This window comes from Actinomycetospora sp. CA-053990 (genome assembly GCF_050948445.1).
Lineage (GTDB): Bacteria > Actinomycetota > Actinomycetes > Mycobacteriales > Pseudonocardiaceae > Actinomycetospora > Actinomycetospora callitridis.
The window spans coordinates 1640135-1666258 of record NZ_CP192043.1 but is presented as its reverse complement, the minus strand read 5'-3'; the positions used below and the strand labels follow the sequence as shown (position 1 = coordinate 1666258).

The 26124-nt window shown below is 73.6% G+C and carries 29 protein-coding genes; 18 read left to right on the top strand and 11 right to left on the bottom strand.

The genetic code is table 11. From position 1 onward, the window contains the following. Nucleotides 1-19: 19 nt before the first annotated feature. Together ACQPYN_RS08575 and ACQPYN_RS08570 are read right to left on the bottom strand one after the other, a co-directional pair. Nucleotides 20-1300, bottom strand: coding sequence for an ATP-binding protein (locus ACQPYN_RS08575; RefSeq protein ID WP_433035866.1), 1281 nt, complete (start codon nucleotides 1298-1300; stop codon nucleotides 20-22). Nucleotides 1301-1310: 10 nt separating this feature from the next. Continuing rightward, complete coding sequence (locus ACQPYN_RS08570; protein WP_433035863.1) at nucleotides 1311-1988, bottom strand: response regulator transcription factor; 678 nt, start codon at nucleotides 1986-1988, stop codon at nucleotides 1311-1313. Nucleotides 1989-2037: 49 nt separating this feature from the next. Here ACQPYN_RS08570 and hisN point away from each other — a divergent pair, with 49 nt between their 5' ends. Then, nucleotides 2038-2859, top strand: a complete 822-nt coding sequence (gene hisN / locus ACQPYN_RS08565; protein WP_433035860.1) for a histidinol-phosphatase — start codon at nucleotides 2038-2040, stop codon at nucleotides 2857-2859. On the opposite strand, the gene ACQPYN_RS08560 is transcribed toward hisN, so the two are convergent. Beyond that, nucleotides 2856-3113, bottom strand: coding sequence for a hypothetical protein (locus ACQPYN_RS08560; protein ID WP_433035857.1), 258 nt, complete (start codon nucleotides 3111-3113; stop codon nucleotides 2856-2858). The two genes, hisN and ACQPYN_RS08560, sit on opposite strands and share 4 nt — an antisense overlap. Nucleotides 3114-3186: 73 nt before the next feature. Here ACQPYN_RS08560 and ACQPYN_RS08555 point away from each other — a divergent pair, with 73 nt between their 5' ends. After that, nucleotides 3187-3660 carry a MaoC family dehydratase gene (locus ACQPYN_RS08555; protein ID WP_433035854.1) on the top strand — a complete coding sequence of 158 codons (474 nt, stop codon included), beginning with the start codon at nucleotides 3187-3189 and terminating at the stop codon, nucleotides 3658-3660. Here the strand turns inward: ACQPYN_RS08555 and ACQPYN_RS08550 are convergent. Both ACQPYN_RS08550 and ACQPYN_RS08545 read right to left on the bottom strand, forming a co-directional pair. Continuing rightward, nucleotides 3614-4312, bottom strand: coding sequence for a PH domain-containing protein (locus ACQPYN_RS08550; RefSeq protein WP_433035851.1), 699 nt, complete (start codon nucleotides 4310-4312; stop codon nucleotides 3614-3616). The genes ACQPYN_RS08555 and ACQPYN_RS08550 overlap by 47 nt on opposite strands. Nucleotides 4313-4357: 45 nt before the next feature. Continuing rightward, nucleotides 4358-5206: a biotin--[acetyl-CoA-carboxylase] ligase gene (locus tag ACQPYN_RS08545; RefSeq protein ID WP_433035848.1), complete on the bottom strand. Its 849-nt coding sequence runs from the start codon at nucleotides 5204-5206 to the stop codon at nucleotides 4358-4360. An 80-nt stretch (nucleotides 5207-5286) separates the two neighbouring features. Here ACQPYN_RS08545 and ACQPYN_RS08540 point away from each other — a divergent pair, with 80 nt between their 5' ends. The 3 genes from ACQPYN_RS08540 to ACQPYN_RS08530 are packed head-to-tail and all read left to right on the top strand — an operon-like array spanning nucleotide 5287 to nucleotide 8066. Further along, nucleotides 5287-6930: an acyl-CoA carboxylase subunit beta gene (locus ACQPYN_RS08540; RefSeq protein ID WP_433035845.1), complete on the top strand. Its 1644-nt coding sequence runs from the start codon at nucleotides 5287-5289 to the stop codon at nucleotides 6928-6930. Further along, on the top strand, nucleotides 6927-7157 hold the full coding sequence (locus ACQPYN_RS08535; RefSeq protein ID WP_433035842.1) for an acyl-CoA carboxylase subunit epsilon: 231 nt from the start codon (nucleotides 6927-6929) through the stop codon (nucleotides 7155-7157). The genes ACQPYN_RS08540 and ACQPYN_RS08535 overlap by 4 nt, the downstream gene beginning before the upstream one ends. 18 nt (nucleotides 7158-7175) lie before the next feature. Then, nucleotides 7176-8066, top strand: a complete 891-nt coding sequence (locus ACQPYN_RS08530; protein ID WP_433035839.1) for a YceI family protein — start codon at nucleotides 7176-7178, stop codon at nucleotides 8064-8066. A gap of 12 nt (nucleotides 8067-8078) precedes the next feature. Here the strand turns inward: ACQPYN_RS08530 and ACQPYN_RS08525 are convergent, their stop codons facing one another. Further along, a complete protein-coding gene (locus ACQPYN_RS08525) occupies nucleotides 8079-8717 on the bottom strand; it encodes a TetR family transcriptional regulator (RefSeq protein ID WP_433035836.1) in 639 nt (212 codons plus the stop codon). A gap of 52 nt (nucleotides 8718-8769) precedes the next feature. Between ACQPYN_RS08525 and ACQPYN_RS08520 the strand changes: the two genes are divergently transcribed. The 5 genes from ACQPYN_RS08520 (at nucleotide 8770) to ACQPYN_RS08500 (ending at nucleotide 13604) form a co-directional block, all read left to right on the top strand. Next, on the top strand, nucleotides 8770-9207 hold the full coding sequence (locus ACQPYN_RS08520) for a YybH family protein (RefSeq protein ID WP_433035833.1): 438 nt from the start codon (nucleotides 8770-8772) through the stop codon (nucleotides 9205-9207). A gap of 82 nt (nucleotides 9208-9289) precedes the next feature. Continuing rightward, nucleotides 9290-10030: a DUF899 domain-containing protein gene (locus ACQPYN_RS08515; RefSeq protein ID WP_433035830.1), complete on the top strand. Its 741-nt coding sequence runs from the start codon at nucleotides 9290-9292 to the stop codon at nucleotides 10028-10030. Between the two features lie 53 nt (nucleotides 10031-10083). Further along, nucleotides 10084-12000, top strand: a complete 1917-nt coding sequence (locus ACQPYN_RS08510) for a hypothetical protein (RefSeq protein WP_433035827.1) — start codon at nucleotides 10084-10086, stop codon at nucleotides 11998-12000. Nucleotides 12001-12090: 90 nt separating this feature from the next. After that, complete coding sequence (locus tag ACQPYN_RS08505; RefSeq protein ID WP_433035824.1) at nucleotides 12091-12963, top strand: SAM-dependent methyltransferase; 873 nt, start codon at nucleotides 12091-12093, stop codon at nucleotides 12961-12963. Nucleotides 12964-12974: 11 nt separating this feature from the next. Then, the gene (locus ACQPYN_RS08500) at nucleotides 12975-13604 is read left to right on the top strand and encodes a Maf family protein (RefSeq protein ID WP_433035821.1); all 630 of its coding nucleotides are present in this window, start codon (nucleotides 12975-12977) and stop codon (nucleotides 13602-13604) included. Nucleotides 13605-13619: 15 nt separating this feature from the next. Here the strand turns inward: ACQPYN_RS08500 and ACQPYN_RS08495 are convergent, their stop codons facing one another. Continuing rightward, nucleotides 13620-14387, bottom strand: a complete 768-nt coding sequence (locus ACQPYN_RS08495; protein ID WP_433035818.1) for a hypothetical protein — start codon at nucleotides 14385-14387, stop codon at nucleotides 13620-13622. Between the two features lie 241 nt (nucleotides 14388-14628). Here ACQPYN_RS08495 and ACQPYN_RS08490 point away from each other — a divergent pair, with 241 nt between their 5' ends. Beyond that, on the top strand, nucleotides 14629-16440 hold the full coding sequence (locus tag ACQPYN_RS08490) for an acetyl/propionyl/methylcrotonyl-CoA carboxylase subunit alpha (RefSeq protein ID WP_433035815.1): 1812 nt from the start codon (nucleotides 14629-14631) through the stop codon (nucleotides 16438-16440). Between the two features lie 11 nt (nucleotides 16441-16451). Here the strand turns inward: ACQPYN_RS08490 and ACQPYN_RS08485 are convergent, their stop codons facing one another. Both ACQPYN_RS08485 and ACQPYN_RS08480 read right to left on the bottom strand, forming a co-directional pair. After that, nucleotides 16452-16838, bottom strand: a complete 387-nt coding sequence (locus tag ACQPYN_RS08485; RefSeq protein WP_433035812.1) for a nuclear transport factor 2 family protein — start codon at nucleotides 16836-16838, stop codon at nucleotides 16452-16454. Beyond that, on the bottom strand, nucleotides 16838-17767 hold the full coding sequence (locus tag ACQPYN_RS08480) for a hypothetical protein (protein ID WP_433035809.1): 930 nt from the start codon (nucleotides 17765-17767) through the stop codon (nucleotides 16838-16840). The genes ACQPYN_RS08485 and ACQPYN_RS08480 overlap by 1 nt, the downstream gene beginning before the upstream one ends. Before the next feature lie 119 nt (nucleotides 17768-17886). Between ACQPYN_RS08480 and ACQPYN_RS08475 the strand changes: the two genes are divergently transcribed. The 5 genes from ACQPYN_RS08475 to ACQPYN_RS08455 all read left to right on the top strand — a co-directional run bounded on the left by ACQPYN_RS08475 (nucleotide 17887) and on the right by ACQPYN_RS08455 (nucleotide 21004). After that, nucleotides 17887-18213, top strand: a complete 327-nt coding sequence (locus ACQPYN_RS08475) for a PadR family transcriptional regulator (RefSeq protein ID WP_433035806.1) — start codon at nucleotides 17887-17889, stop codon at nucleotides 18211-18213. 139 nt (nucleotides 18214-18352) lie between these two features. After that, a complete protein-coding gene (locus tag ACQPYN_RS08470; RefSeq protein WP_433035803.1) occupies nucleotides 18353-18787 on the top strand; it encodes a hypothetical protein in 435 nt (144 codons plus the stop codon). Nucleotides 18788-18875: 88 nt separating this feature from the next. Next, nucleotides 18876-19169 (top strand): DUF1707 domain-containing protein, encoded by a 294-nt coding sequence (locus tag ACQPYN_RS08465; protein WP_433035800.1) that lies wholly within the window; start codon nucleotides 18876-18878, stop codon nucleotides 19167-19169. Nucleotides 19170-19174: 5 nt separating this feature from the next. Beyond that, nucleotides 19175-19300, top strand: a complete 126-nt coding sequence (locus ACQPYN_RS08460) for a hypothetical protein (protein ID WP_433035797.1) — start codon at nucleotides 19175-19177, stop codon at nucleotides 19298-19300. A gap of 279 nt (nucleotides 19301-19579) precedes the next feature. Then, entirely contained in the window at nucleotides 19580-21004 is a 1425-nt protein-coding gene (locus ACQPYN_RS08455; RefSeq protein WP_433035794.1) for an MDR family MFS transporter, read from the top strand. Between the two features lie 28 nt (nucleotides 21005-21032). Here ACQPYN_RS08455 and ACQPYN_RS08450 read toward each other — a convergent pair whose 3' ends face one another. After that, nucleotides 21033-21494 carry a DUF1772 domain-containing protein gene (locus tag ACQPYN_RS08450; protein WP_433035791.1) on the bottom strand — a complete coding sequence of 154 codons (462 nt, stop codon included), beginning with the start codon at nucleotides 21492-21494 and terminating at the stop codon, nucleotides 21033-21035. Between the two features lie 126 nt (nucleotides 21495-21620). Beyond that, nucleotides 21621-23348 (bottom strand): glycerol-3-phosphate dehydrogenase/oxidase, encoded by a 1728-nt coding sequence (locus tag ACQPYN_RS08445; protein WP_433038790.1) that lies wholly within the window; start codon nucleotides 23346-23348, stop codon nucleotides 21621-21623. Nucleotides 23349-23761: 413 nt separating this feature from the next. Between ACQPYN_RS08445 and ACQPYN_RS08440 the strand changes: the two genes are divergently transcribed. Continuing rightward, entirely contained in the window at nucleotides 23762-24484 is a 723-nt protein-coding gene (locus tag ACQPYN_RS08440) for an MIP/aquaporin family protein (RefSeq protein WP_433035788.1), read from the top strand. Between the two features lie 70 nt (nucleotides 24485-24554). After that, the gene (gene glpK / locus ACQPYN_RS08435; protein WP_433035785.1) at nucleotides 24555-26057 is read left to right on the top strand and encodes a glycerol kinase GlpK; all 1503 of its coding nucleotides are present in this window, start codon (nucleotides 24555-24557) and stop codon (nucleotides 26055-26057) included. The last annotated feature ends 67 nt before the right edge of the window (nucleotides 26058-26124 follow it).

Genomic DNA, 26124 nt, shown 5'->3' with positions numbered 1-26124 from the left:
GATCTCCCGGGCGGGCCCTCTACCGCGGCCCGGTCGTCGGCAGCGGTCGCGGGGCCGCGACGGTCCTGTCGGTGCGCGGCACCGGCAGGAAGACCGCGAAGGTCGCCGGCTTGGTCCGCGCGAGCTCGAGGCGCCCGCCGTCGGCCTCGACGAGGGCCCGGGCCAGCGCCAGCCCGACGCCGGTCGACGCCGCCCCCGAGACCCCGCGGTCGAAGACGTGCGGGGCGAGCTCCGGCGGGACGCCGTCCCCGTGGTCGCCGACCTCGACGACGATCATGTCGTTGTCCGAGAGCCGCGCCGCGAGCGTGACCGTCCCCCGCCCGTGACGCAGGGCGTTGTCGACGAGCACCCCGAGTGCCTCGCGCAGGCGCCCGGACGTGGCGCGCGCGACCAGCCCCTCCGGCGCCCGCACCCGCACCGTGCGGCTCTCGGCGCGCAGCGGGTCGCGCCACTCGGCGGCCACGGCCTCCAGCTCGCCCGACACCTCGACCGGCGCCGCCCCCGCGGCGCGCGCCTCCCGGGCGGACGCGAGCAGCTCGTCGAGCACCTCGGCGAGACGCTCGGCCTGCTCGAGGGCCGCCGCGCCCTCGCCGGCGACGTAGTCGTCGGGATGGGCGGCGAGCTCGTCGAGGCGCAGCTGCAGCGCGGTCAGCCGGCTACGGAGCTGGTGGGACACGTCGCCCACGAGCTCGCGCTCGCGCTGGAGGAGCTCGGCGAGCGCCGTGGCCGAGGAGTCCAGGACGTCGGAGACCCGGTCCAGCTCGGGGATGCCGTGGCGGTGCGGAGCGGGCCGGAAGTCGCCCGCGCCGAGCCGGGCCGCGCGTCCCGCCACCTGCTGCAGCGGATCCGCGAGACGCCGGGCGGTCAGCGTCGCGACCACCGCACCCACGCCCACCGACAGCAGCACCGCGGCCAGCACCAGCGCCGTCGCCTGCAGCTGGCGGTTGCGCATCTCGGTGATCGGCTCCGAGAGCACCGCCGACCCGGACAGCCCGAACGGCAGCGTCTCGCTGACGGTGGCGCCGGGCTCGAGGATCCCCAGCGTGCTGACCCCGCGCGGCGTGCGCACCACCAGCGACCCGCCGGGCGGCACCGCGATGCCGACCGCGCTGAGGTCCACCGGCCGGTCGGCCGAGACCTGCGTGTCCAGCGTCGCGACGACCTGGCGCAGCCGGGAGTTGATGTCCGCGCGGGTGAAGTCCTCGACCAGCCGCCAGGTGGTGAGCGCCAGCGGCCCGCCCAGCACCGCCACCGTGATGGTGACGACGAGGAGCGTGGAGATCAGGATCCGACGGCGCACGCGGGACGACCTAGGTGTTGAAGCGGAACCCGACGCCGCGCACCGTGCTGATCCGGCGGCCGACGGCCGCCCCGGTGCCGCCCTCGTCGGCGAGCTTGCGCCGCAGCCACGACATGTGCATGTCGAGGGTCTTCGACGTCTTCATCTCCGGGTCGTTCCACACCTCGCGCAGGATCTCCTCGCGGGAGACCACCTGCCCGGCGTGGGCCATGAGCACCCGCAGGAGCTCGAACTCCTTGTTGGCCAGCCCCACCTCGACCCCGTCGACGGTGACCCGGCGCGCCGACGGCTCGAGCCGCACCCCGCCCGCCTCCAGCACCTCGGGGGCGCGGCGGCGCAGCAGCGCCCGCACCCGGGCCAGCAGCTCGGCGAGCCGGAAGGGCTTGCCCACGTAGTCGTCCGCGCCCGCGTCGAGCCCGACGACGAAGTCGACCTCGTCGGTGCGCGCCGTGAGCATGAGGACCGGGAGATCCGGCTGGTCGACGCGCACGCGTCGGCAGACCTCGAGGCCGTCCATGCCGGGCAGGCCGAGGTCGAGCACCATCAGGTCCGGCCCCGCCGCACCCGCGCGGTGGAGCGCGGCCTGACCGTCGCCGACGACGTCGACCTCGTAGCCCTCGCGCTGCAGCGCCCGGGACAGGGGTCCGGCGATCGCCGCGTCGTCCTCGACGAGCAGCACCGTGGTCACGTCGCCACAGTAGACCGGTGGTCGGCGTCTGCTGGCACGATCGCCCGCCATGAGCCCCACGGACGGACGAGGCGGACGAGCCGGACATTCCGACGACCTCGCCCTCGCCCTGGCCCTCGCCGACACCGCCGACGCGGTGACGCTGCCGCGCTTCCGGGCGGCCGACCTGCGCGTCGAGCGCAAGCCCGACCGCACCCCCGTCACCGACGCCGACACCGCGTGCGAGGACCGCCTGCGCTCGGTGATCGCCGACCACCGGCCCGACGACACCGTGCTGGGCGAGGAGCGAGGCGGCGAGCTCGGGGCCGGGCGCGTGTGGGTGCTCGACCCGATCGACGGCACCAAGAACTTCTCCCGCGGCGTGCCGGTGTGGGCGACGCTGATCGGACTCGTCGAGGACGGCCGTCCCACCGTGGGCGTGGTGTCGGCGCCGGCCCTCGGTCGGCGGTGGTGGGCCGCCGCCGGCAGCGGCGCCCACACCAGCGACCCCGCGCGCGGGGTGGAGGACGAGCGCATCGGGGTGTCCGGCGTCGGCGACCTCGCCGACGCCTACGCGTCCACCACCGACCTCGATTACTGGCGCACCATCGGGCTCCAGGACCGCTGGCTCGCCCTGACGCAGGCGTGCTGGGAGAGCCGCGGTTTCGGCGACTTCTGGCACCACTGCCTGGTCGCCGAGGGTCTGATCGACGTCGCCGTGGACCCCGCGGCCAACACCTGGGACCTCGCCGCCGCCCAGGTGATCGTCGAGGAGGCCGGCGGGCGCCTCACCGACCTCTCCGGCGTCGTCCGCTGCGACGGCGGCGACGCCCTGGTGACCAACGGGCACCTGCACGACGCGGCCCTCGCGATCCTGACGCCGGACCGCTAGGCCCACCCTCGCCCGCCCGCCGCGAGCCGCGCCCACACCAGCCGCCCGAACAGCGAGAAACAGGCGGCCGACTCGTCGTCGAACCGCGTCCACTCGAAGCGTCCACCCCGCTCGCACCAGAACACCTCCCACGTCCCGTCCCCGTCGGCCACGGCGCGCACGCACCACGCCCGATCGGCCTCCGCGCCCACGCTGACCGCCGCGTCGGCCACCCCGGCCGCGGCCAGCCAGCCCGCCAGCTCACCGGCTCGCACACGGGTTCCGACGCAGCCGGGGCCCGAACGGTTCCGTCGGGTCGTCACGGACGTCCGATGGCACCATCCCCCCGTGCCCGACCCCGAGGTGTACTTCGAGGACCTGCCCGCCGGTCGGCGCATCGCGCTGGGCTCGGTGGTCGTCGACCGCGACGAGATGCTCGCGTTCAACCGCCGCTTCGACCCGCAGCCCTTCCACGTCGACGAGGACGCCGCGAAGGCCTCGTTGTTCGGCGGGCTGTGCGCGTCGGGCTGGTTCACCGCCTCGCTGTGGATGCGGTGCTACGTGGACGCCCTGCTGTCGCGGTCGGCGTCGTTGGGCTCCCCGGGGGGCGACGAGATCGCGTGGCCGGCGCCGGTGTTCCCGGGCGACCGGCTGGACGCCACGATGGAGATCGTCGCCGCCCGCGTGTCGGCGAGCCGCCCGCAGCTCGGGCTCATCACCCTCGCAGGCACCCTGACCAGGGCCGATCCCGAGGCGGTCGTCTTCCGGTCCCGCTTCACCGGGATGTTCGGGCGGCGCGACGGCGCCACCGGCCCCGCCTGACCGGCGCGGCCTCCCCGGACGGCTCCTCGTCGTCCTCGTCCTCGAGATCATCGTCGTCGACCAAGTCGCCGTCGCTCCCGCCCTCGAGGGCCTCCGGACCGTCGGCGTCCTCCGCGTCCGACGGCCAGGCCCCCCAGTCGTCGTCCGCCTCGGCCAGGGCCAGGCCGCCCCGCTCGTCGGCGACGCCCTCGACGAGCGAGGCCAGACGCTCGACGTCGCCGAGACCGACGAACTCCCAGGGCTCCCGGGTCCCCGCCGTCGACACGATCAGCGTGCCCGCGCCCAGGACCGAGGTCCGGCGGGTGCGCACGTCGGTGATCGTCGCGCCGGGCACGACGACGCTCTCCCGGGCGAGCACGCCCTCCCGCACGAGCAGCCGCCGGTCGGTGACCACGAGGTGCGTGCACCGCCAGCGCACGAGCGGGAGCACCGCGAGCCAGACGATGGCGATCACGGCGAGCAGCACGAGCGCGAGGCGCACGGCGGTGCGGGTGGACCCGGTGGGGATCGACGCCGCGAGCCCGGCGAGGAACGCGGCGAGGAACACCGCGACGGGCGGCACCACCGCGGGCACGAGCAGCATGCGCCAGTGCGGCCGACGGTGGGCGAGCACGTGCTCGCCGCGCCGCAGCACCGCGTCGGGGTAGGCCACGCGCACCCCTCGACCCGCCCGGCCGTCGCCGGGGATGCGGAGAGGCTAGCGAGCCGCGGGCCGCACGTGGACCACGTCGCCCGCCGACACCACGGTCGTGTCGCCCCCGGGCTCGCGCACGGCCAGGCGCCCGTCGCGGTCGACGTCGACGGCCCGGCCCTCGAGGACACGCCCGCCGGGCAGCGTCACGGCGACCTCGCGGCCGAGCGTCGCGCACCGCGCCCGGTAGTCCTCGACGATGCCGGCCGCGACGACGTCACCGTGGGCGTCGCGCCAGCGGGCGTCGAGGTCGGCCAGCGCGCGCAGGACCACGACGAGCACGGCCTCCCGGTCGAGGTGCCCGAAGCCCTCCGCGGCCAACGACGTCGCCCCCGCGGGCAGGTCCGAGGCCGCGGTGCCGACGTTGAGCCCGATCCCCACGACCAGCGTCCGGTCGTCGTCCCGTCCCCCGCCGACCTCGGCGAGGATGCCGGCGCCCTTCGCCGGCTGCCGGTCGTCGCTGCCACCGAGGAGCAGGTCGTTGGGCCACTTCAGGGCCGCGGGCACCTCTCCGCCGGTGACCTGGTCGATCGCCTCGACGAGCGCGAGCCCGGCGAGCAGCGGCGCCCAGCCCCACCGCTCGACGGCCACCTCGCGCGGGCGCAGCAGGATCGAGAAGGTCAGGCCCTCGCCCGCGCGGTCCTCCCACACGCGGTCGCGCCGGCCGCGACCCGCGTCCTGGTGCTCGGCGACCAGCACGGTGCGGTCGGGCGCCGCGTCCGGGCCGGAGGTGCGCGCGAGCAGGTCGGCGTTGGTCGAGCCGGTGCGCGCGACGACGTCGAGCGACGCCCAGGGCCCGGTGGGCGGGCCCACGGCGTGACGCAGCGCGTCCTGGTCCAGCGGTCCGGGTGCCACGCGGGGCACCGTAGTGCCGCTGATCACCTCATCGGCACGAAGCCCGGCCGTGTCGGTGCCGGTCGCTACAGTGCCGGGCCATGACCGCCGCGACGGAGCCGCTGCCGGAGCCGGACGACGCCTCGGGCGAGCCGGACGTCCACACCTCGGCGGGCAAGCTCGCCGACTGGCACCGGCGGCAGGACGACGTCATCCACGCCGGCAGCGAGCGCGCCGTCGAGCGTCAGCACGCGAAGGGCCGCAAGACGGCCCGCGAGCGCCTCGACCTGCTGCTCGACGAGGGCTCGTTCCTCGAGTTCGACGCGATGGCCCGGCACCGGTCCACCAACTTCGGCCTCGAGCAGAACCGCCCCTACGGCGACGGCGTCGTCACCGGCCAGGGCACGATCGACGGCCGTCCGGTCTGCGTGTTCTCCCAGGACGCCACGGTCTTCGGCGGCGCGCTCGGCGAGGTCTACGGCGAGAAGATCGTCAAGGTCATGGACGTGGCCATGAAGATCGGCTGCCCCGTCGTCGGCATCAACGACGGCGGCGGCGCGCGCATCCAGGAGGGCGTCGTCGCCCTCGGGCTCTACGGCGAGATCTTCCGGCGCAACGTGCACGCCTCGGGCGTCATCCCCCAGATCTCGCTGGTCATGGGCCCGGCGGCCGGCGGCGCGGTGTACTCCCCGGCGCTCACCGACTTCACGATCATGGTCGACGAGACGTCCTTCATGTTCATCACCGGCCCGGACGTGATCAAGACCGTCACCGGCGAGGACGTGGGGTTCGAGGAGCTCGGCGGCGCCCGCACGCACAACGCCACCTCGGGCAACGCCCACTACCTGGCCTCCGACGAGGACGACGCGATCTCCTACGTGCAGGAGCTGCTGAGCTACCTGCCGTCGAACAACCTCACCGACCCGCCGCGCATCACCGGCGAGGAGGAGACGGGCTCGGTCCCGGACGGCATCACCGAGACCGACCTCGAGCTCGACACCCTCGTGCCCGACTCGCCGAACCAGCCCTACGACATCCGCGAGGCCATCACCCGCGTCGTCGACGACGGCGACTTCCTCGAGGTCCAGGCGCTCTACGCCGCCAACATGGTCACCGGCTACGGGCGCATCGAGGGCCGCCCGGTCGGCATCGTCGCCAATCAGCCGACGCAGCTCGCCGGTTGCCTCGACATCGGGGCCAGCGAGAAGGCCGCGCGGTTCGTGCGCACGTGCGACACGTTCAACATCCCGGTGCTGACCTTCGTCGACGTCCCGGGATTCCTGCCCGGCACCGACCAGGAGTACAACGGCATCATCCGGCGCGGCGCGAAGCTGATCTACGCGTACGCCGAGGCGACGGTCCCGCTGGTGACGGTCATCTGCCGCAAGGCCTACGGCGGCGCCTACGACGTCATGGGCTCCAAGCACCTCGGCGCCGACGTCAACATCGCCTGGCCCACCGCGCAGATCGCGGTCACCGGGGCGTCCGGCGCGGTCAGCATCCTGTACCGCAAGGAGCTGGCGAAGGTGGCCGACTCCGGTGGCGACGTCGAGGCCCGCCGCGCCGAGCTCCAGCAGGAGTACGAGGACAGGCTGGCCAACCCGTACGTCGCGGCCGAGCGCGGGTACGTCGACGCCGTCGTGCCCCCGTCGCACACCCGCGGGTACGTCGCCCGCTCGCTGCGGATGCTCGAGACCAAGCGCGAGACGCTGCCGCCGCGCAAGCACGGGAACGTGCCCCTGTGAGCGAGGAGGAGGCTCCCCGGCGTCCGGTCCTGCGGATCGTGCGCGGCGAGCCCGACGCGGCGGAGCTGGCGGCGCTGACGGCCGTGCTGGCCGCGGCGGGCGGCGGCGGCGGCGACGAGGCCCCGGACCCGACGCCGACGTCGGGCTGGGCGCGGCACGTCGACCTCGTCCGCGGCCCCGTCCACCCCGGCCCCGGCGGCTGGCGAGCCTCGGCCCGGCCCCGGTGAGAGGGGGCCGGTGACCTGATGGCCCTGCTGCGCCGACGACGTCGCACACCGATCGGGGGCGAGTCGTACCGCGACTCCGACCACGCCCTCATGCCGATCCCGCCCACCGGCGGGCTCGTCAGCCTCCAGCTGCGCAACCTCGAGGGTCGTCCCCTCCCGGGCGTGACGGTGGCGATCGTCGAGAGCGAGGGCCTGCGGCGGGTGGTCACCGAGTCGCCCACCGACCCGTTCGGCTTCTACACCGCCGCCGTCCCCAGCGGCTCGTACACGCTGCGAGCGAGCCTGGGCGGCTACAGCGCCCTGACCCGCGACATCGTCGTGGGCCGCGGTGAGCACGCCGCGCTCGGCGCCCTGATCCTCAACGCCGACCAGGGCAGCACGCGCCCGTCGCCCGGCGAGTGGGTGATCGACGACGCCCACAGCCGGCTCGGGTTCGTGGCGCGCCACATCGCACTCTCCCGCGTCTACGGGCAGTTCACGCGGTTCCGCGGGTCGATCCAGATCGCCGAGGACATCGAGGACTCGAGCATCGACGTCGTCATCGACGCGGCGAGCATCGAGACCCACAACCCTCAGCGTGACGCCCACCTGCGCTCGCAGGACTTCCTCGCCGTCGACGAGCACCCGCAGCTGCAGTTCTCCAGCACCCGCTTCGTCGTGCGGGCGGGCAACTCCTGGACGATCGACGGCGACCTGACCATCCGCGGGCGCACCAACGACGTGCGCCTCGAGACGACCTACCTTGGCACCCAGACCTGGAACGGCACGCGGATCGGCGCCACGGCCAGCACCTCGCTGCACCGCGAGCACTTCACGCTGAACTGGCAGCAGATGGTCGCCCGCGGCGTGCCCGTCGTCGGCTCGACGATCCAGATCCATCTGGACGTGCAGGCGGTCCTGCAGCTCTGAGCGACGGGCACGTCACGGCGCCACCAGCGTCGCCGTCCACACCCGCGCGAGCCAGGCGGCGTAGGCCTCGTCGGACCAGCCACGCCGGCCGACGAGGGTGAGCCACAGCGACCCGTCGGTGGTGGCGAAGAGGACGTCGCGACAGGTGTCCTCGGGCACCGCCAGCTGCCCGGTGGCCTCCGCCGCCCCGGCGTGCTCGTCCATGACCGCGAGGCGCTCCCGGTCGAGCTCGCCGAGGAAGTCGGCGGCGGCGGGATCGCCGCCGGCCGCGCTCTGGATGGCGAGGCGCAGCCGGGCGGTCCGCCGCATGATCGCCGTGTTGACCGTGGCGAACCGCGTCAGCCGCGCAGCGAGGTCGGGCTCGGCGAAGACGGCGCGCAGCTCCGGCCGGTCCAGGAGGCGGACGTCATCCTCGTCGCCGCCCACGGCGACGTCCCACGCCCGGCGCAGCACCGTGAGCTTGGTGCGGAACGCCGCGTAGACGGTCTCCGCCGCGACCCCGGCCGCCGAGGCGATCTCGACGATCGTCGTGGCGCCGTAGCCCTGGTCCACGAACAGCTCGTGGGCGGCGTCGAGGACGCGACGGCGGTTCTCCTGCGCCTGCTCCCGGCGACGGGTCGAGTCGTAGCGCCTCTTGACGCCGTCGGGCATCGGATGCACTCTCCTTGTATTCGATAAGTATGAACTGTATCGGAAGTGTGCGATGGCGCGGACGGGCGAGGTCGAGACTTTCCTGGGCGAGATGCTGCCGCGGCAGCGGGACGCCGAGCAGGCGCTGTGCCGCGGTGACGGCGACGCGCGGGCCGGCACGTGGTCGCGGAGTGACCCGGTCACCCTCTTCGGTGCCACCGGGAACCTTCGGCGCGGCTGGGACGAGGTGGACGAGATCTTCCACTGGCTGGCCCGTCGTTTCGCGGGGAAACACCTCCGCGACTACGAGCTCGAGCTCGTCGCGTCCGGGGCGTGCGGAGACCTGGCCTACACCGTGGCGTTCGAGCACAAGACGTTCGTCGTCGACGGCGAGCCCGTCTCATACACCCTCCGGGTCACCCACGTGTACCGACGGGAGGACGGCGCGTGGCGCATCGTGCACCGCCACGGCGACCGCCCGCCGGGGGACGGTGCACCGCTGCCCGTCTGAGTCGACCATCAACGCTTGCGTGACGCAAGCCACCCGTCCTACCGTGCTTGCTTCACGCAAGTCGATGGACGAGGTGAGGACGATGGCGTTACCGGACGTGGTCTCACGCGACGAGTGGCTGGCCGCGCGCCGGTCGCTGCTGGAGCGGGAGAAGGAGATGGCACGGGCACGGGACGTGCTCAACGCTGACCGGCGACGACTGCCGATGGTCCGCGTCGAGGAGGACTACCGCTTCACGGGCCCGGACGGCGAGGTCGGGCTGCTCGACCTGTTCGGCGGTCACCGGCAGCTCGTGCTGCAGCACTTCATGTTCGACCCGGCGTGGGACGTGCCCTGCCACAGCTGCAGCGCCATGGCCGCCGACACCGGCGAGGGCGTGCGGGAGCACCTCGCCCGGCGCGACACCGCCTTCGCCGCCGTGTCGCGGGCGCCGTTCCCGCGGTTGGAGGCCGTGGCCTCCACCCGGGGCTGGACGTTCCCCTGGTTTTCGTCGGAGGGCAGCAGCTTCAACCACGACTTCCACGTGACCCTCGATGCCTCCGTCACGCCCGTGAGCTACAACTTCCGCGACGCCGACGAGCTGGCTGCGTCCGGCTTCGACTGGATGCTCGACTACGTGGGCGAGCAGCCCGGCATCAGCGCGTTCCTGCGCGACGGCGACGACGTGTTCCACACCTACGCCACCTACGGCCGCGGGGTCGAGGCGATGATGCACGCCTACCACCTGCTCGACCTCACGGCGCTGGGCCGGCAGGAGGACTGGGAGGAGCCCAAGGGACGGGCGCCGGGCGTGCACGAGGCGGACCCGGGGTTCCGGAGCTGACGGGCGTTCCCGAACGGCCCGTGGTTGTCGGGGGTGCGCGCTAGCCTCAAGCCATGTTCGAACAGGTGTTCGCATCGCTGCCGGAGGGGATCGCCACGACCCCACCCGGCGCGACGCTGGGCGCGTTGTTGGAGCAGGTCGATCCGCGGGCCGTGTCGCCGCACGACAGCGTGACGCTCGCGCTCGCGTGGCGCCGGCAGCTCTCGCACCACGAGGCCCGGTACGCCCGCGCCGCCCGCGAGGCGGCGCTCGCCGATCCCGATCTGCCGGGGGGCCGCCGCGACGGCTACGGCGAGTTCGGCGGCGACGAGCTGCGGGTCGCGCTCGTCGAGTCGCGCACTCGGGTGTCGAAGCTCCTGGGCCAGGCAGAGACCGCGATCGAGGCGATCCCCGAGCTCTGGGCCGCCTGGGACGCGGGGCTGATCGACACCGACCGGGTGCGCCTCTGCGTCACCTGGACGTCCTCGCTCTCGGCGGAGCACGCCGCGCGCGTGGTGCGCCGGGTGCTGCCCGAGGCGCCTGCGTTGACGCTCGCGGGCTTGATCGAGCGCCTTCAGCAGCTGGCCACCGCGCTCGACCCCCTGTGGGCGGAGCGGCTCTACGAGAACTCCCGCCGCCAGCGCCGGGTGCGGGCGCGACGCACCGAGTCGGGCACGGTCAACCTCTCGGGGCTCGACCTGCCGCTCGACGCCGGGGCGCTCTCCACCGCGCACGTCGAGGCGCTCGCCCTGCGCGCCAAGGCCCTGGGGCACCCGGGGCTGATCGACACGATCCGCGCCGACATCTACCTCGCGCTGCTGGGTCCCCGGCCCGAGGGATGGGACGACGACGCCCTCGTGGCCCATGTGGCGGCGAACGCCTGCCCCGGCGATCCCCGCGGTCGCCGGGCCCCGGTGCACGTCGGCGGGCCCCCGCCGGCCGGGGAGCCCGCCGACGACCACGCCGAGGCCGAGCCCGGGGATGCCGCGTCGGACGACGCCGAGCCGGAAGGGACCGCGACAGACAGCACCGCGACAGACAGCACCGCGACAGACAGCACCGCGACAGACAGCACCGCGACAGACAGCACCGCGACAGACAGCACCGACGACGAGCGCGAGGCCCCCTCTCGCCTCCGAGGTGGCGGCACCCGACGGTCGCGCATCGAGCTCCGGGTCGGCCTGCTGACCATGCTCGGCGCCGACGAGAAGCCCGGGTTCCTGCCCGGCTACGGGGTGGTCCACGCGCCGTTCGCGCGGAACTTCGCCCGCCAGCTGTGCGCGGCGGAGTGGCGGGTGGCGGTCACCGACGAGGAGGGCCGGCTGATCGCCGCGCTCCTCACCCGGCGCCGGCCCCCGGGGTACGCGACGACGCCCACCGACGTCCCGCCGGCCGTGCCGCGCCCGGTCGTCGAGCTGCACGTCCGCGAGTCCGAGCTCGCCGCGCTGCGGCTCCGCGATCATCCGGCCTGGGTCCCGATGCTGACCGATCTCCAGGAGCAACTCCGGGCGTGGCGGCCACCCGAGCCCCGGACCCCCGACGACGCCCGACGACGCGTCCCTCCCGCCGCGCTGGCGCGGTGGATCCAGATGCGGGACCGCACGTGCGTGTTCCCGCCCTGCCGGGCGTCGGCGCTCACCTCGGACATCGACCACACGGTCGCCGTCGTCCACGACGGGTCGACGGTGGGCGCGAACCTCGGCGCGGCGTGCCGGCACGACCACCGCGTCAAGCACGAGGCCGGCTGGCACCTCGCCCAGCCCGAGGCGGGCACGTTCGTCTGGACCAGCCCCACCGGCCACTCCTACGAGCGTCCGCCCCGCCCCGTCATCCCCGACGTCCCCGACCCCGCGCCGGGCCGGTACCGCTCGAGCACCGCTCCGGAGGGGCTGGCGTCAGACGAGCCGATCTGGACCGACGACCCCTACCCGGACGACGCCCACACCGGCCGACCACCGCCCGGTCGCCTGCCCGACGAGCCGCCGTTCTGAGCCGACCCGCCAACCTGATCAGGCGGGGCGTCGATGCGGGCCGCCCGTGCACGGGCCCGGTTACCGTGGCGCCGTGCACGGGGGGCAGCGGTGACCGAGGGATCCGAGGGCGGACCCGGCAGCGGGTTCGACGGCGGGTTCGACAGCGGGTTCGACAGCGACGTGCCCTCCCCCGCGCGGATGTACGACTACTACCTCGGCGGCCGGGACAACTTCGCCGCCGACCGCGAGGCCGCCGAGGCGGTGATCGCCAGCCATCCCGACCAGCGGCAGCTCGCCCGCAACAACCGGGCGTTCCTGGTGCGCGCGATCGAGCACCTCGCCGCGGCCGGGATCACGCAGTTCGTGGACGTCGGCACCGGCATCCCGACCGCCCCGACGGTGCACGAGGTCGCCCGGCGCACGCACCCCGGCGCCCGGGTCGTCTACGTCGACGACGACCCCGTCGTGCTCGCCCACGCCCGGGCGCTGCTCGCCGAGGACCGCGCGGTCGCGGTGGTCGAGGCCGACATGCACGCCCCCGAGACGATCACCGGGCACCCCGAGGTCGCCCGCCTGATCGACTTCGAGCAGCCGGTCGGGGTCCTGTTCGTGGCGGTCCTGCACTTCTCCCCCGACGGCGAGCCGCAGCGCATCCTCGGGCACTTCCGCTCCCGGATGGTGCCGGGCTCGCACCTCGTCCTGTCCGCCGGCAGCTCGGAGGGCCTGACGGACGCCGAGCTCAGCGAGGTCCACGCGGCCTACGCCCGCACCCCGCGCGGCGGCCACCTGCGGACGCGCGAGGAGATCACGGCGCTGTTCGACGGCTTCGAGATCCTCGAGCCGGGCGTCGTGGACGTCTGCCGCTGGCGGGGCTTCGAGCGCCCGACGCACCTCTCGATCCTCGCCGGGGTGGGCCGACTCCCGGCGTCGGCGGACGGCACCCGAGACCGCACCGCAGCCGGCACCACGGGCGCGACGTAGGGTTCCGCGACGTGCGTCTGGTCCTGGCTTCCGCGTCCCCGGCCCGTCTGGCGATCCTGCGGGCGGCGGGTGTGGAACCCCTGGTCGAGGTGTCCGACGTCGACGAGGACGCGCTCCTCGCCGAGCTGGGCGCGGACGCCGAGCCGGTCGACACCGTCACCGCGCTGGCGCTCGCGAAGGCCCGCAGCGTGGCTGCGCGGGTCGCCGCGACCGAGCGGGAGTGCGTCGTCATCGGCGCCGACTCGATGCTGTTCCTCGAGGGCGAGCTCGTCGGCAAGCCGCGCGACGTCGACGCCGCCCGCGGGCGCTGGGACCAGATGGCCGGCCGCAGCGCCGAGCTGTTCACCGGGCACGCGCTGGTCGCGGTCGGCGGCGGCGAGCTCGGGCGCGAGGTCATCGGCCACGCCCGCACGGCCGTCGCCTTCGGGGTGCCGACCACCGGCGAGCTCGAGGCCTACCTCGCCACCGGCGAGCCGCTGGCCGTGGCGGGCGCGTTCACGCTCGACGGGCGCGGCGGCTGGTTCGTCGAGGGCGTCGAGGGCGACCCGTCGAACGTGGTCGGCCTGAGCCTGCCGCTGACCCGGCGCCTGCTCGCCGAGATCGGCATCGGCGTCGACGCCCTCTGGGCCCGGACCGGTTAGGGCCCGACCGGATCGTCACGGCGCGGGCGCCGGCTCGTCCAGGCGCAGGGAGCGCACCACCTCGTCGGCGGCGTCGCCCTCGGCGTCGATGTCCGGCGCGGGCCGCGCGACCGCCAGCACCGTCACGGTGCGGCCCGGCGCGGCGAGGGCGCTGACGCGCACGAGCGCGCCGTCGAGCGCGCCGCCCTCGACGCGGCGCACCGAGGTGCGGGTGGGCAGGTCCGCGATCGTCGTGTCGTTGTCGGTGAGGGCGCCGGTCTCGGCACCCGGCGCGAGCAGGTCGGCGTAGGCGTCGGCCAGCCGGCGCGCTTCCGCGGCGAGGGCCTGCTCCTGGGCGGGGTCCGGCCGTGCCGGGTCGGCGCGCGGCGGTACCCGCTCGGGGTCGGCGAGGCCGACGAGCACAACGGTGCCCGCGCCGCGCCGCAGGATCGTGGCGCCCTCGAAGCGCCCGGGCGGCACCTCGACGACGTCCTGGGTCGGCGCCACCCGCCAGCCGCGAAGGACGGCCAGGCTCGTGGCGGTGCCCGTGTCGGAGACGCGTCCGGGTCCCGGACCCGCGGTCGGTTCGGCAGGGGGCTCCGACGGCTCGGCAGGAGAGGCCCCGGCAGGCTCCTCGGCACCGGTCGCCGCGGCCGGGGACGCAGCGGGAGGCGCATCGCTCTCCGACGTCCCCGCCCCGTCCTCCGCGGCGAGGCGCGAGGCGGTCGAGCGGTCGGCAGCGACGGCGCCCGCGATCACCGCGACGAGGCCCGCGAGGACCAGCACGGACACGCACGCGGCCACGGACCGCCACCACCAAGGCCTCATCGATCGCCGACGGTATCCGCGTGACCGCTGTGATCCGCACCCGGGCGTCGGGAACAGACGGTCACCCCGCGGTCACGCATGTGGTCATGACCACGCCCGGGGGCGCCACGGAGGCGAGTGGAGTACGAGAGAGTGACCCCGGCGAGCGCCCGTCCGGCCGCCCCTACACTGCCCCGACCGATCCCCGGCTCAGCGACGATCCCCAGGAGGTCTCTCGATGGCCGCGTCCGCCCCCTCGGGGTTCGACCCGCTGCACACCGTCCTCGTCGCCAACCGTGGCGAGATCGCGGTGCGGGTGGTGCGTGCGTGCGCCGACGCGGGGCTGGCCAGCGTGGCCGTCTACGCCGACCCGGACCGTGACGCTCCGCACGTGCGCATGGCCGACCAGGCGTTCGCGCTCGGCGGCGAGACCGCGGCGGACTCCTACCTGGACGTCGAGAAGCTGCTGAAGGCCGCCCGCGACTCGGGCGCGAACGCGGTGCACCCCGGCTACGGCTTCCTCTCCGAGAACGCCGACTTCGCCCAGGCCGTGATCGACGCCGGGCTGATCTGGGTCGGGCCGTCGCCGCAGGCCATCCGCGACCTGGGCGACAAGGTCACCGCCCGCAAGATCGCCGAGCGCTCGGGCGCACCGCTCGTGCCGGGCACGAAGGACCCGGTGGCCGACGCCGACGAGGTGATCGCGTTCGCCGACGAGCACGGGCTGCCGGTGGCCATCAAGGCCGCGTTCGGCGGCGGCGGGCGCGGCATGCGCGTGGCGCGCGAGCGCGACGAGATCGCCGAGATGTTCGACGCCGCGGTGCGCGAGGCGGTGTCGGCCTTCGGGCGCGGCGAGTCGTTCGTCGAGCGTTACCTCGACCGCCCGCGCCACGTCGAGGCGCAGGTCCTCGCCGACCAGCACGGGCACTGCATCGTCGTCGGCACCCGCGACTGCTCGCTGCAGCGTCGTCACCAGAAGCTCGTCGAGGAGGCGCCGGCGCCGTTCCTGTCCGACGAGCAGCGCAAGCGCATCCACACCTCGGCCCGCGACATCTGCGTCGAGGCCGGCTACTCGGGCGCGGGCACCGTCGAGTTCCTCGTGGGCGAGGACGGCACGATCTCGTTCCTCGAGGTCAACACCCGCCTGCAGGTCGAGCACCCCGTCTCCGAGGAGACCAGCGGGATCGACCTGGTGCTCGAGCAGTTCCGGATCGCGGCGGGCCAGGAGCTGCGGTTCTCCGAGGACCCGACGCCGCGCGGGCACTCCATCGAGTTCCGGATCAACGGCGAGGACGCGGGGCGCGGCTTCCTGCCCGCTCCTGGCACCGTCACCCGCTTCGTCGCCCCCGACGGCCCCGGCGTCCGGGTCGACTCGGGCGTCGAGACCGGCACCGTGATCGGCGGGCAGTTCGACTCGATGGTCGGCAAGCTCATCGTCACCGGCGAGGACCGCGAGCAGGCCATCGCCCGCTCGCGCCGGGCCCTCGCCGAGCTCGTCGTTGAGGGCCTGCCGACGGTCATCCCGTTCCACCGCGTGGTCCTGGAGGACCCGGCGTTCACGGCCCCGGAGGGCGCCGAGTCGTTCGTTGTGCACACCCGCTGGATCGAGACCGAGTTCGACAACCAGATCGAGCCGTTCCAGGCCGCCGAGCCGGCCGAGGACGACGACGAGAGCGCGCCGCGGCAGACGGTGGTCGTCGAGGTCGGGGGCAAGCGGCTCGAGGTCTCGCTCCCCGGCGACCTCGCGATCGGCGGCGGGGGCGGCGGCCGTGGCGCGGCGCCGAAGAAGAAGTCGCGCAAGCGCTCCGGCGGCGGCGCCAAGGTCTCCGGCGACGCGATCACCGCGCCGATGCAGGGCACCGTGGTCAAGGTCGCGGTCTCCGAGGGAGACACGGTCGCGGCGGGCGACCTCGTCGTGGTCGTCGAGGCCATGAAGATGGAGAACCCGGTCACCGCCCACAAGGACGGCGTCGTCACCGGCCTCACCCTCGAGGCCGGCGCCAGCGTCAACCAGGGTGCCGTGATCTGCGAGATCCCCGACGCCGGCTGACGACCCCGTCCTCACAGCGCGGGCCGGTAGAAGAAGGTCCGCCGCGCGACGGCCAGGCCCTGGTCGTCGAACGCGTAGTGGTCGGCGAACGCCTCGTGCAGGGGTCGTCCCCCGAGATCGACCCCGGTGAACCACCCCCAGCAGAGGGCTTCGGCGCCGTCGGCGAGCAGGGTCACGAGGTGGTGCCGTCCGCTGCGGACGTTGCGCTGCTCGCGGTAGAACGTCGACAGCTCGCCCAGCCCGGTAAAGGTGGCGTAGCCGGGTCGGTCGTAGACGATGCCCTCCGCGAAGAATGACGGGAGCTCGTCCCAGCGCCGGCCGTCGATCACCGCGAACATCGCCGCGACGAGGGTGCGGGCGTCGGCCGGACCGTCATCCTCGATCTGCCGGGCCGTCATCACCGCGCACCGTTCGGCGAGACCGGCGGGCAGCCCAGGTCGGCGGGGGTGAGATCACGGCGGTCGCCCCGGTCGATCGCACGGAACCAGCTCATGAAGGTCGGGACGAGCTGACCGGCCGGGTCGTCGATGATGAGGACGCCCAGCATCTCGACCGCGTCGGGCTGGTGGGGCTGCGGGGAGTTGCGGTGAAGCTGCCAGATGATCCGACCGCCCCGGCCCTCCGAGACGACGACGAACGAGATCGGGATCGCGTGTCCGACCTCCGTGAGCTGGACGAGCGGATCCTCGCCGCCCTGGCGGCGGCAGGTCATCGCGACGTAGTGCTCGAGGTAGGACGCGTCCATCCAGTCCCGCAGGCTGACGCCAAGGGTCCCGGCCGGTTCCCGGTCCACCTGCACGAGGCGCCGATACGACACCTCGCCGAACCGGTCCTCGAACGCCTGCAGGTAGCGACGGCACGAGGCGGCCGCCGACGGGCAGCGATCGGGCGAGGCGTAGACCTCGAGCCAGGAGTTGACCGCCACGACCTCGGCCCCCACGGCCGCACCACGGACGACCCCGGCCGCCGCCCGGTAGAGCGTGTCGAGCTCGCGGGGCGTACCCGCAGGGTAGTAGCGGATCGACGGGTGCGGCGCCGCGCCGACGTCGACGACCGCTCGGCGAAGGAGCGCCACCTCGAGCACCACGACGAGGAGCACCACTGTGACCATCACGTGCACGGCGACGTCGGAGACCGCGGCCCGGCCGGCGATCCAGTCCTCGGCGAACTGCGCGAGCGTGGCGGCGACGGCACCGACCGCCGCCATCGTCAGCAGCCCCAGCCGGTGGTGCGGCGCGGCGTGCGTCAGCCCCTGGCGCGACGAGCCACCGGGCGTATGGTCCCTCGAAGTTGTGTCCCGAACAGTGACCTTGCGCTTATAAGCCATAGGTCGGACTGTAGGCATGACGCAGGAAACTCGTCAACGACCGGCGGGCGAGCTCGGACGAGGGACGCGAGGGAGGCGCGGGGATGACGTCATCAGAGGGCGTGGGAAAGCTGCCCCGGATGACCACGACGGCGAAGGAGATCCTCCGAATCCTCGTCCGACTCCACGACGAGCGTCCGCAGGAATGGATCTACGGGCTACAAATCGCCGAGCTCGGGGACGGGCTCCTCCCCTCGAGCACCTACCCGGTCCTCCAACGGCTCGTGTCCCTCGGCTGGCTCGACGACCGGTGGGAAGACATCGACACGCACGCCGCCAAGCGGGCGCGCCGCCGCTTCTACCGCTTCACCCCGGATGGTCTCGTGGCATCGCGCGAGGCACTCGCGGCCTCGGACGCGAGACAGCGGGCGGCCCGTAGATCTGTCAGGGCCCCACGCACCGCTTGACCGAGCAAGTCCCTCAGGGCTGTTGCCGCACGTTCCTACCGTCGGGTAGTCATTTTCGATGGGTCACGGGGAACGCGGCAGGCATCGCTCTCCGGTCGGGCGCGGCGCTGCGGCCCGACGAGGCCGGGCCGCGACGGTCGTGGTCTCTGCACTCGTAAGCGCCGGCGACCTGGTGCTGCACGCCCTGGGCCTCTCCTCGCCGGCCCTCGACGTCGGAGTGCTCGCCGGCCCCGTTCCGATCCTGGTATTCACCGTGCTGGCCGGGATGGTCGTCGTGGCATGTGCGCTCGGCGCGATGCTCTATGGCGACGATCTCCACGACCGGACGTCCGGGGTCATCGACGCGGTAGCTGCTCTCCTCCCGCGCGGCGCCGCCGACGACTACCGCCGCGCGATGTGGGCGGAGGCCGTGGACATGGAGAACCACCGGGTGACGAGGGCCGACGGCGAGCCGGCCACGCAGGCCGACCTCCGCAGGGATCTCCTGGGGCATGCCCCCGTGCAGCTCTGGCATTCGTGGGTCGACGCCGTGCGCGCCGTCCCCCGCCACACCCGTCGCCGCCGTGCCCGGTGAGGACGGTGCTCGGCACGTCTTTCCCGATGACCCTCTCGTGATGGTCCGGCGACACGGCACGGTGCCGCGTCCGGCGCATACTTGACCCATGGCCGATGTCGGGGCGCACGAGCGCGAGCTCGCCATGGAGGCCCTGGACGCGCACCGGCGCGCCGGGCGCCTCGCTCGCGAGGAGCACGCCAGCCGCTGCGCCGCGGCCTCGCGGGCCGGGTCGCGCTCCCAGCTCGACGCCCTGTTCCGGGACCTGCCCGAGCCGCACCCGGCCTACCCGTCCGGCGCCCCCGCCGCGCCGCCCCCGCCCCGACGGGCCCGCCCGCGGCCCCGGACCTGCCGGAGCTGGTGGCGCCGACCGGTGCCGCCGTCGCCCGGCACGCAGGCATGATCTCGATGCTGACACCGGTCGCCGCCGCCCTCCTCTTCGCGGCGAGCGGCGGGCGGTTCCCGTGGGTCTTCCTCCTCGTCCCGATCGTCATCGCGGCCGTGGCGTTCGTCTCCCACCGCCACCAGCAGTGAGGCGTTCGCGCTCGGCGCAAACTCCCCCGGACCCGGAACACGGACGCCCGACCAGGCGTTGACGTGCTCGTTCGCCGGGTGCGGCGTCGGCGCACGCCCGGCCACCCCCTGTCCGTAAACCGCTCGCCTGTCGGGGGTCCGTGTGATGCTCTTCCAGACCGGCCGTGACCGCCACGGCCGTCGCCCTGAGGGGGAACGATGACCGGTCAGACCCCAGGTGGGTCCGACACCGCCGGACCCACCACCACCAGTGGGTCCGCGCGGCCGATGGTGATCATCATGACGCTCGTCGTCTCGGCGTTCGTGATGATCCTCAACGAGACCATCCTCAGCGTGGCGCTGCCGCACCTCACAGGTGACCTCGGCGTCTCGGCCACGACGGTGCAGTGGTTGACCAGCGGGTTCCTGCTCACGATGGGCGTGGTCATCCCGACCACCGGCTACATCCTGCAGCGGTTCACGCCGCGCCAGGTCTTCCTGGCCGCGATGACCCTGTTCAGCCTCGGCACGTTGATCTGTGCGCTGTCGCCCGGCTTCCCGCTCCTGCTCGCCGGCCGCATCGTGCAGGCCACCGGCACGGCGGTGATGATCCCGCTGCTCATGACCTCGGTCATGAAGCTGATCCCGGCCGACCGCCGCGGCGCGACCATGGGCACGATCTCGATCGTCATCGCCGTCGCCCCCGCGATCGGGCCGACCATCGGCGGGCTGATCCTCACCTCGCTCGACTGGCGCTGGATGTTCTGGAGCGTCCTGCCCCTCTCGGTGGCCGCGCTCGTCGTCGGCTTCGTGATCTTCAGGCTGTCCAGCGAGACCCGGTCGACGCCGCTCGACCTGCTCTCGGTGGGCCTGTCGGCGGTGGGCTTCGGCGGCATCGTCTACGGGTTCTCCACGCTCGGGCACGGCGGCGACGCCGCGCTCCCGCCGTGGGCGGCCCTGGTCATCGGCGCCATCGCACTGGTCGTCTTCGTCCTGCGTCAGATGAGGCTGCAGCGGACGGAGTCGGCGCTGCTCGACCTGCGGCCGTTCGGCCACAAGCCCTTCGTCGTCGCGATCATCCTGTCGGCCCTGCTGTTCATGACGCTGCTGGGCGCGGGCGCGATCCTGCTGCCGATCTACCTCCAGAACGTGCTCGGGGCGAGCGCGGCCGTCACGGGCCTCGCCGTCCTGCCCGGTGGTCTGCTGCTCGGCTTCATGGGCCGTCCGGTCGGCCGGCTCTTCGACCGCGTCGGGGCCCGGCCGCTCGTCATCCCGGGCGCCATCGGGCTCGCGGTCTCGATGTGGCTCTTCGCCGCGCTGGGTGCCTCGGCGTCCCTGTGGATGGTCATCGGGGGTCACCTGGTTCTCATGGCGTCGCTCGGCCTGATGATGACGCCGCTGCTCACCGAGGGGCTCTCGGTGCTGCCCGAGAACCTCTACTCGCACGGCAGCGCGATCCTCACGACGCTCCAGCAGGTCGCGGGCGCGGCGGGCACGGCCGGCTTCGTCACCATCGCGGCCATCGGGTCGACGGCGGCCACCGGATCGCCGGACGCGGCCGGCCTCCGGCTCGCGTTCATGGCGGCCGGGGTCATCGGCCTGATCGCGGTCGGCGTCTCGTTCATGGTGCGGCCGAAGTCGGAGCGCACCGAGGCCGACCTCGAGACCGTCGGCACCGACGAGAGCACCGACGAGAGCACGCCGACGCCGGTCGCGGGGCACTGAGCCCCGGGTCCGCCAGAGCCCCTATCGGTCAGAGCAGGAGCGCCACCGCACCGACGGTGGTGAACGCCGTGCGCACGAGGTGTGCGCGCACCCACGGACGCTCGAAGGCCTCGCGGGCCCGGACGATGTCACCGGCATCGTCCGGGTCCGCGCGGTCGAGTGCGGTGTTGAGCGGGATGTTCACCGCCATCGTCGTCACGATCGACGCGATCTGCAGCACGGCGCCCACGAGGATCGCGATCACCGGCGCGCCCGCCACCAGGGCCAGCACCAGCGCCACGACGGCGACACCGGGCGCGCCGAGGAACAGCACCACGAACGCCGGCCGGACGATCACGCGGTTGACCGTCTGCATCACCGACACGAGCACCCGGTCGGGCAGGCGGGCCAGCGACGGCATGATCACCACGCTGAACGCGAGGTAGAACCCCGCGAGCAGGGCGGACAGCACGCCCGCGAGCAGGGTCACGGCCGGGACCACGTTCGTCATACCGACAGCACAGCGCCCGGCACCGGCCGCAGCCAGTGCCGGGCGTCCGGCGTCCGTGCCCGCCCGTCCGGGACGAGGGCTGTCCTCGACCGCGCCGCACGCAGCGAGGCTCCCCTCGCGGCAGGCTCAGCCGGTGCCGAGCGCCGCGAGCCTCGGGGCCCGCGGGTCCGGCGCGGCGACGCGCAGCTTGTCGGCCTCGACGTCGGTGTCGACCGACTGCGACTCCCGCTCGGCCTCCACGCGCTCGATGTACGAGCGCACCTCGAGGTCGCGCTGCTCGTCGGACCAGCCCAGCAGGGTCGCCATCTGGGCCCCGACGGCCTCGGCCGAGTCGACCCCGCGGTGGGCGTACTCGATCGAGATCCGGGTGCGGCGGGTGAGGACGTCGTCGAGGTGGATGGCCCCCTCGTAGGCCACGGCGTAGGCGATCTCCACGCGCAGGTAGTCCGGCGAGGCCGGCACCGGCTCGAGCAGCGACGGGTCCTCGTCGCCCATGGCCAGCAGGCCGTGCAGCAGCGAGCCGTAGCGGTCGAGCAGGTGGCGCACGCGGTGCGGGTGCAGCCCGTGTTCCTTCCCGAGCTGTTCGGCCTGGTTGACCAGCGCGAAGTAGCCGTCCGCGCCGATGAGCGGCACGCGGTCGGTGACCGAGGGCGCGACCCGGGTGGGGATGTCCTCGGCCGCGGCGTCGATCGCGTCGGCGGCCATCACGCGGTAGGTCGTGTACTTGCCGCCCGCGATCGCCACGAGACCGGGCATGACCCGGGAGACGGCGTGCTCGCGGGAGAGCTTCGAGGTCTCCTCGCTCTCCCCGGCCAGCAGCGGCCGCAGGCCCGCGTAGACACCCTCGATGTCGTCGTGCGACAGGGGCGTCACGAGCACGGAGTTGACGTGCTCGAGCAGGTAGTCGAGGTCCTTGCGCGTGGCCGCGGGATGGGCCAGGTCGAGGTTCCAGTCGGTGTCGGTGGTGCCGACGATCCAGTGGTTGCGCCACGGGATGACGAACAGCACCGACTTCTCGGTGCGCAGGATCATCCCGGTGTCCGACGGGATCTTGTCGCGGGCGACGAGGAAGTGCACGCCCTTCGAGGCCTTGACCCGGAAACGGCCGCGGGTGCCCGCGGCGTGCTGCATCTGGTCGGTCCACACGCCGGTGCAGTTGACCACCACCGAGGCGCGGACATCGGTCTCGCGGCCGGTCTCGACGTCGCGCACGCGGACGCCGGCGACCCTGTCGACCTCGTGGAGGAACTCGACGACCTGCGTGGAGGTGCGGACGACGGCGCCGTACTGGGCAGCGGTACGGCCGACCATCATCGTGTGCCGGGCGTCGTCGGCCTGGGCGTCGAAGTACCGGATCGCGCCGACCAGGGCGCTGCGCTTGAGCGCCGGCGCCATCCGCAGGGCCCCGGACCGGGTCAGCTGCTTCTGGTGCGGCAGCGAGCTCTTGCCGCCGATCGTGTCGTAGAGCGTGACGCCGGCCGTGACGTACGGGCGCTCCCAGTGCTTGGTCAGCGGGTACAGGAAGCTGACCGGCTTGATCAGGTGCGGGGCGAGGCGGGTCAGGCTCAGCTCGCGCTCCCGCAGCGCCTCGCGCACCAGCCCGAAGTCCAGCTGCTCGAGGTAGCGCAGCCCGCCGTGGAAGAGCTTCGACGACCGGCTCGACGTGCCCGAGGCGAGGTCACGGGCCTCGACCAGGGCCACCTTCAGCCCGCGGGTCGCGGCGTCGAGCGCCGCCCCGGTGCCGACCACGCCGCCGCCGACCACGACGACGTCGAACTGCTCGGAGGCGAGGCGGTCCCACGACCGCGCCCGGTCCCCCGGCCCCAGGCGTGCGGGCTCCGCCGCCGCGTCCAGATCCTCGGCCGGCGCGGACGTCCCGGCGTCCGGGCCCGCCGCGCTGCCGTCCTGCGTGCCTCGTCCAGCGTCCACGTCCGACCCCTCTCTCGCGATGCTGTCTCCGAGGTGGCACAGGGCCCGACCGCGCGCCGCGACGAACCGCGGGCGCCGGCGCCCCCGAGGACGCTCTCGTGTTCCACGCTAACGCGCCGTCGCCACTGCAGCACCGTGCAGCCGGATCAGCACCCTGCTCCTTCCCCCACATGGAGTGCCCCGAGTCGGAGCACGCCACCCTGAGATCGGCCGCAAGCGTTTACACGTGTGGAACACGCCACTAGCGTCCTGACGATCACGTCCGACCTCGACTCCCACTGGGTCGGTGATCGGACGCGGCATCAGGGGTAACGGGTCGCCGTCCGACAGGAGCCGTCGTGGGCGCTGGAAGCATCATTCTCTCGGAGTTCCTCGGCACCATGGTGCTGCTCCTCTTCGGCTGCGGCGTGGTGGCGAATGTCCTCCTCACCCGCACGAATGCCGACGGGGACACGGCGTCGTGGGTGCTCATCACCTTCGGCTGGGGCTTCGGCGTCTTCGCCGGCGCCAGCATCGCCGACGCGTCCGGCGGCGCGATCAACCCCGCCGTCACCCTCGCGAGCGCCATCAACGGCGGCACGCCGTGGTCGCAGGTGCCCTACTACCTGATCGGCCAGTTCCTGGGCGCCTTCGTCGGCGCGACGCTCGCCTGGCTCGTCTACAAGCTGCAGTTCGACGCGAACGAGGACAACTCGGGCACGCTGAACATCTTCTCGACCAACCCGCCGATCAAGAAGCCGGTGTGGAACATGGTCACCGAGATCATCGGGACGTTCGCGCTGGTCCTCTTCCTGCTCGTCGCCCCCTACGGCTCCAGCCCGGCGATCTACGCCGCCGCCGCCGCGGTCGTCGTGGGTATCGGCCAGGCGCTCGGTGGGCCGACCGGCTACGCCATCAACCCGGCCCGTGACCTCGGGCCGCGCATCGCCTACGCGGTGCTGCCGATCCGCGGCAAGGGCCGCCCCGACTGGGGCTACTCGTGGGTCCCGGTGGTCGGCCCGCTGATCGGCGCCGCGCTGGCCGCTCTCGTCGCCCTCGTCGCCCCGGTCGCCGCGACCTGATCCCCGGCCGCCCCCGGACCCGCGGCGGCCCCTGCCTTCCGTCCGTCCCGACTCGCCAGGGAGCTCTCGCATGACCCAGTACGTCGCCGCGATCGACCAGGGCACGACGTCGACCCGATGCATGATCTTCGATCACTCGGGTCAGGTCGTCGCGGTCGATCAGCTCGAGCACCAGCAGATCTTCCCCAAGGCGGGGTGGGTGGAGCACGACGCCTCGGAGATCTGGGTCAACACCCGCCAGGTCTGCGGCGGGGCCCTCGCCCGCGCCGACCTCGACGCGTCCTCGATCGCCGCGGTCGGCATCACCAACCAGCGCGAGACCACGGTCATCTGGGACAAGTCGACCGGCGAGCCCATCCACAACGCCATCGTCTGGCAGGACACGCGCACCCAGGCCATCTGCGAGGAGCTCGGCGCCCTCGGCGGCGGGGCCGAGCGCTACCGCGCGAAGACGGGTCTGCCCCTGGCCACCTACTTCGCCGGGCCGAAGGCGCGGTGGATCCTCGACAACGTCGACGGTGCTCGCGAGCGGGCCGAGCGCGGCGAGCTCGCGTTCGGGACGATGGACACCTGGGTGCTGTGGAACGCCACCGGCGGCACCGAGGGCGGGCTGCACGTCACCGACCCGACCAACGCGTCGCGCACGCTGCTGATGAACATCGACACCCTGGAGTGGGACCCGCAGCTCTGCGAGGAGATCGGGGTGCCGATGGCGATGCTCCCCGAGATCCGGTCCTCCTCGGAGAACTACGCCCCGATCCGGGCCCGCGGCACCTTCCGCGACGTCCCGGTCGCCGGCATCCTCGGCGACCAGCAGGCGGCCACGTTCGGGCAGGCCTGCCTGGCCGTCGGCGAGGCCAAGAACACCTACGGCACCGGCAACTTCGTGCTGCTCAACACCGGCACCGAGAAGGTCGAGTCGAAGAACGGCCTGCTGACCACCGTCTGCTACAAGATCGGCGACGCCCCGCAGATCTACGCGCTCGAGGGCTCGATCGCCGTCACCGGCTCGCTGGTGCAGTGGATGCGCGACAACCTCGGGATCATCAGCTCGGCGCCGGAGATCGAGGAGCTCGCCAAGACCGTCGACGACAACGGCGGCGCCTACTTCGTGCCGGCGTTCTCGGGCCTGTTCGCGCCGTACTGGCGCGCCGACGCCCGCGGCGCGATCGTGGGGCTCACCCGCTACGTCAACAAGGGCCACCTCGCCCGCGCGGTTCTCGAGGCGACGGCGTTCCAGACCCGTGAGGTCATCGACGCCATGAACGCCGACTCGGGCGTGCCCCTGACGACGCTCAAGGTCGACGGCGGCATGGTCGGCAACGAGATCCTCATGCAGTTCCAGGCCGACCTCCTCGGCGTCGAGGTCATCCGGCCCCAGGTCGCCGAGACCACGGCCCTGGGCGCTGCGTACGCGGCCGGGCTCGCCGTCGGCTTCTGGGACTCCGAGCAGGACATCCGCGACAACTGGGCCCAGGACAAGGTCTGGAACCCGCAGATGGACCCGACGCTGCGCGACGAGACCTACGCGCAGTGGAAGAAGGCGGTCACCCGCACCTTCGACTGGGTCTGACCGGCAGGTCGCCCGAGCGGCCGGTCCCGGCACACAGGCGCTGACACGGGCACGCCGCGCCGGCGCC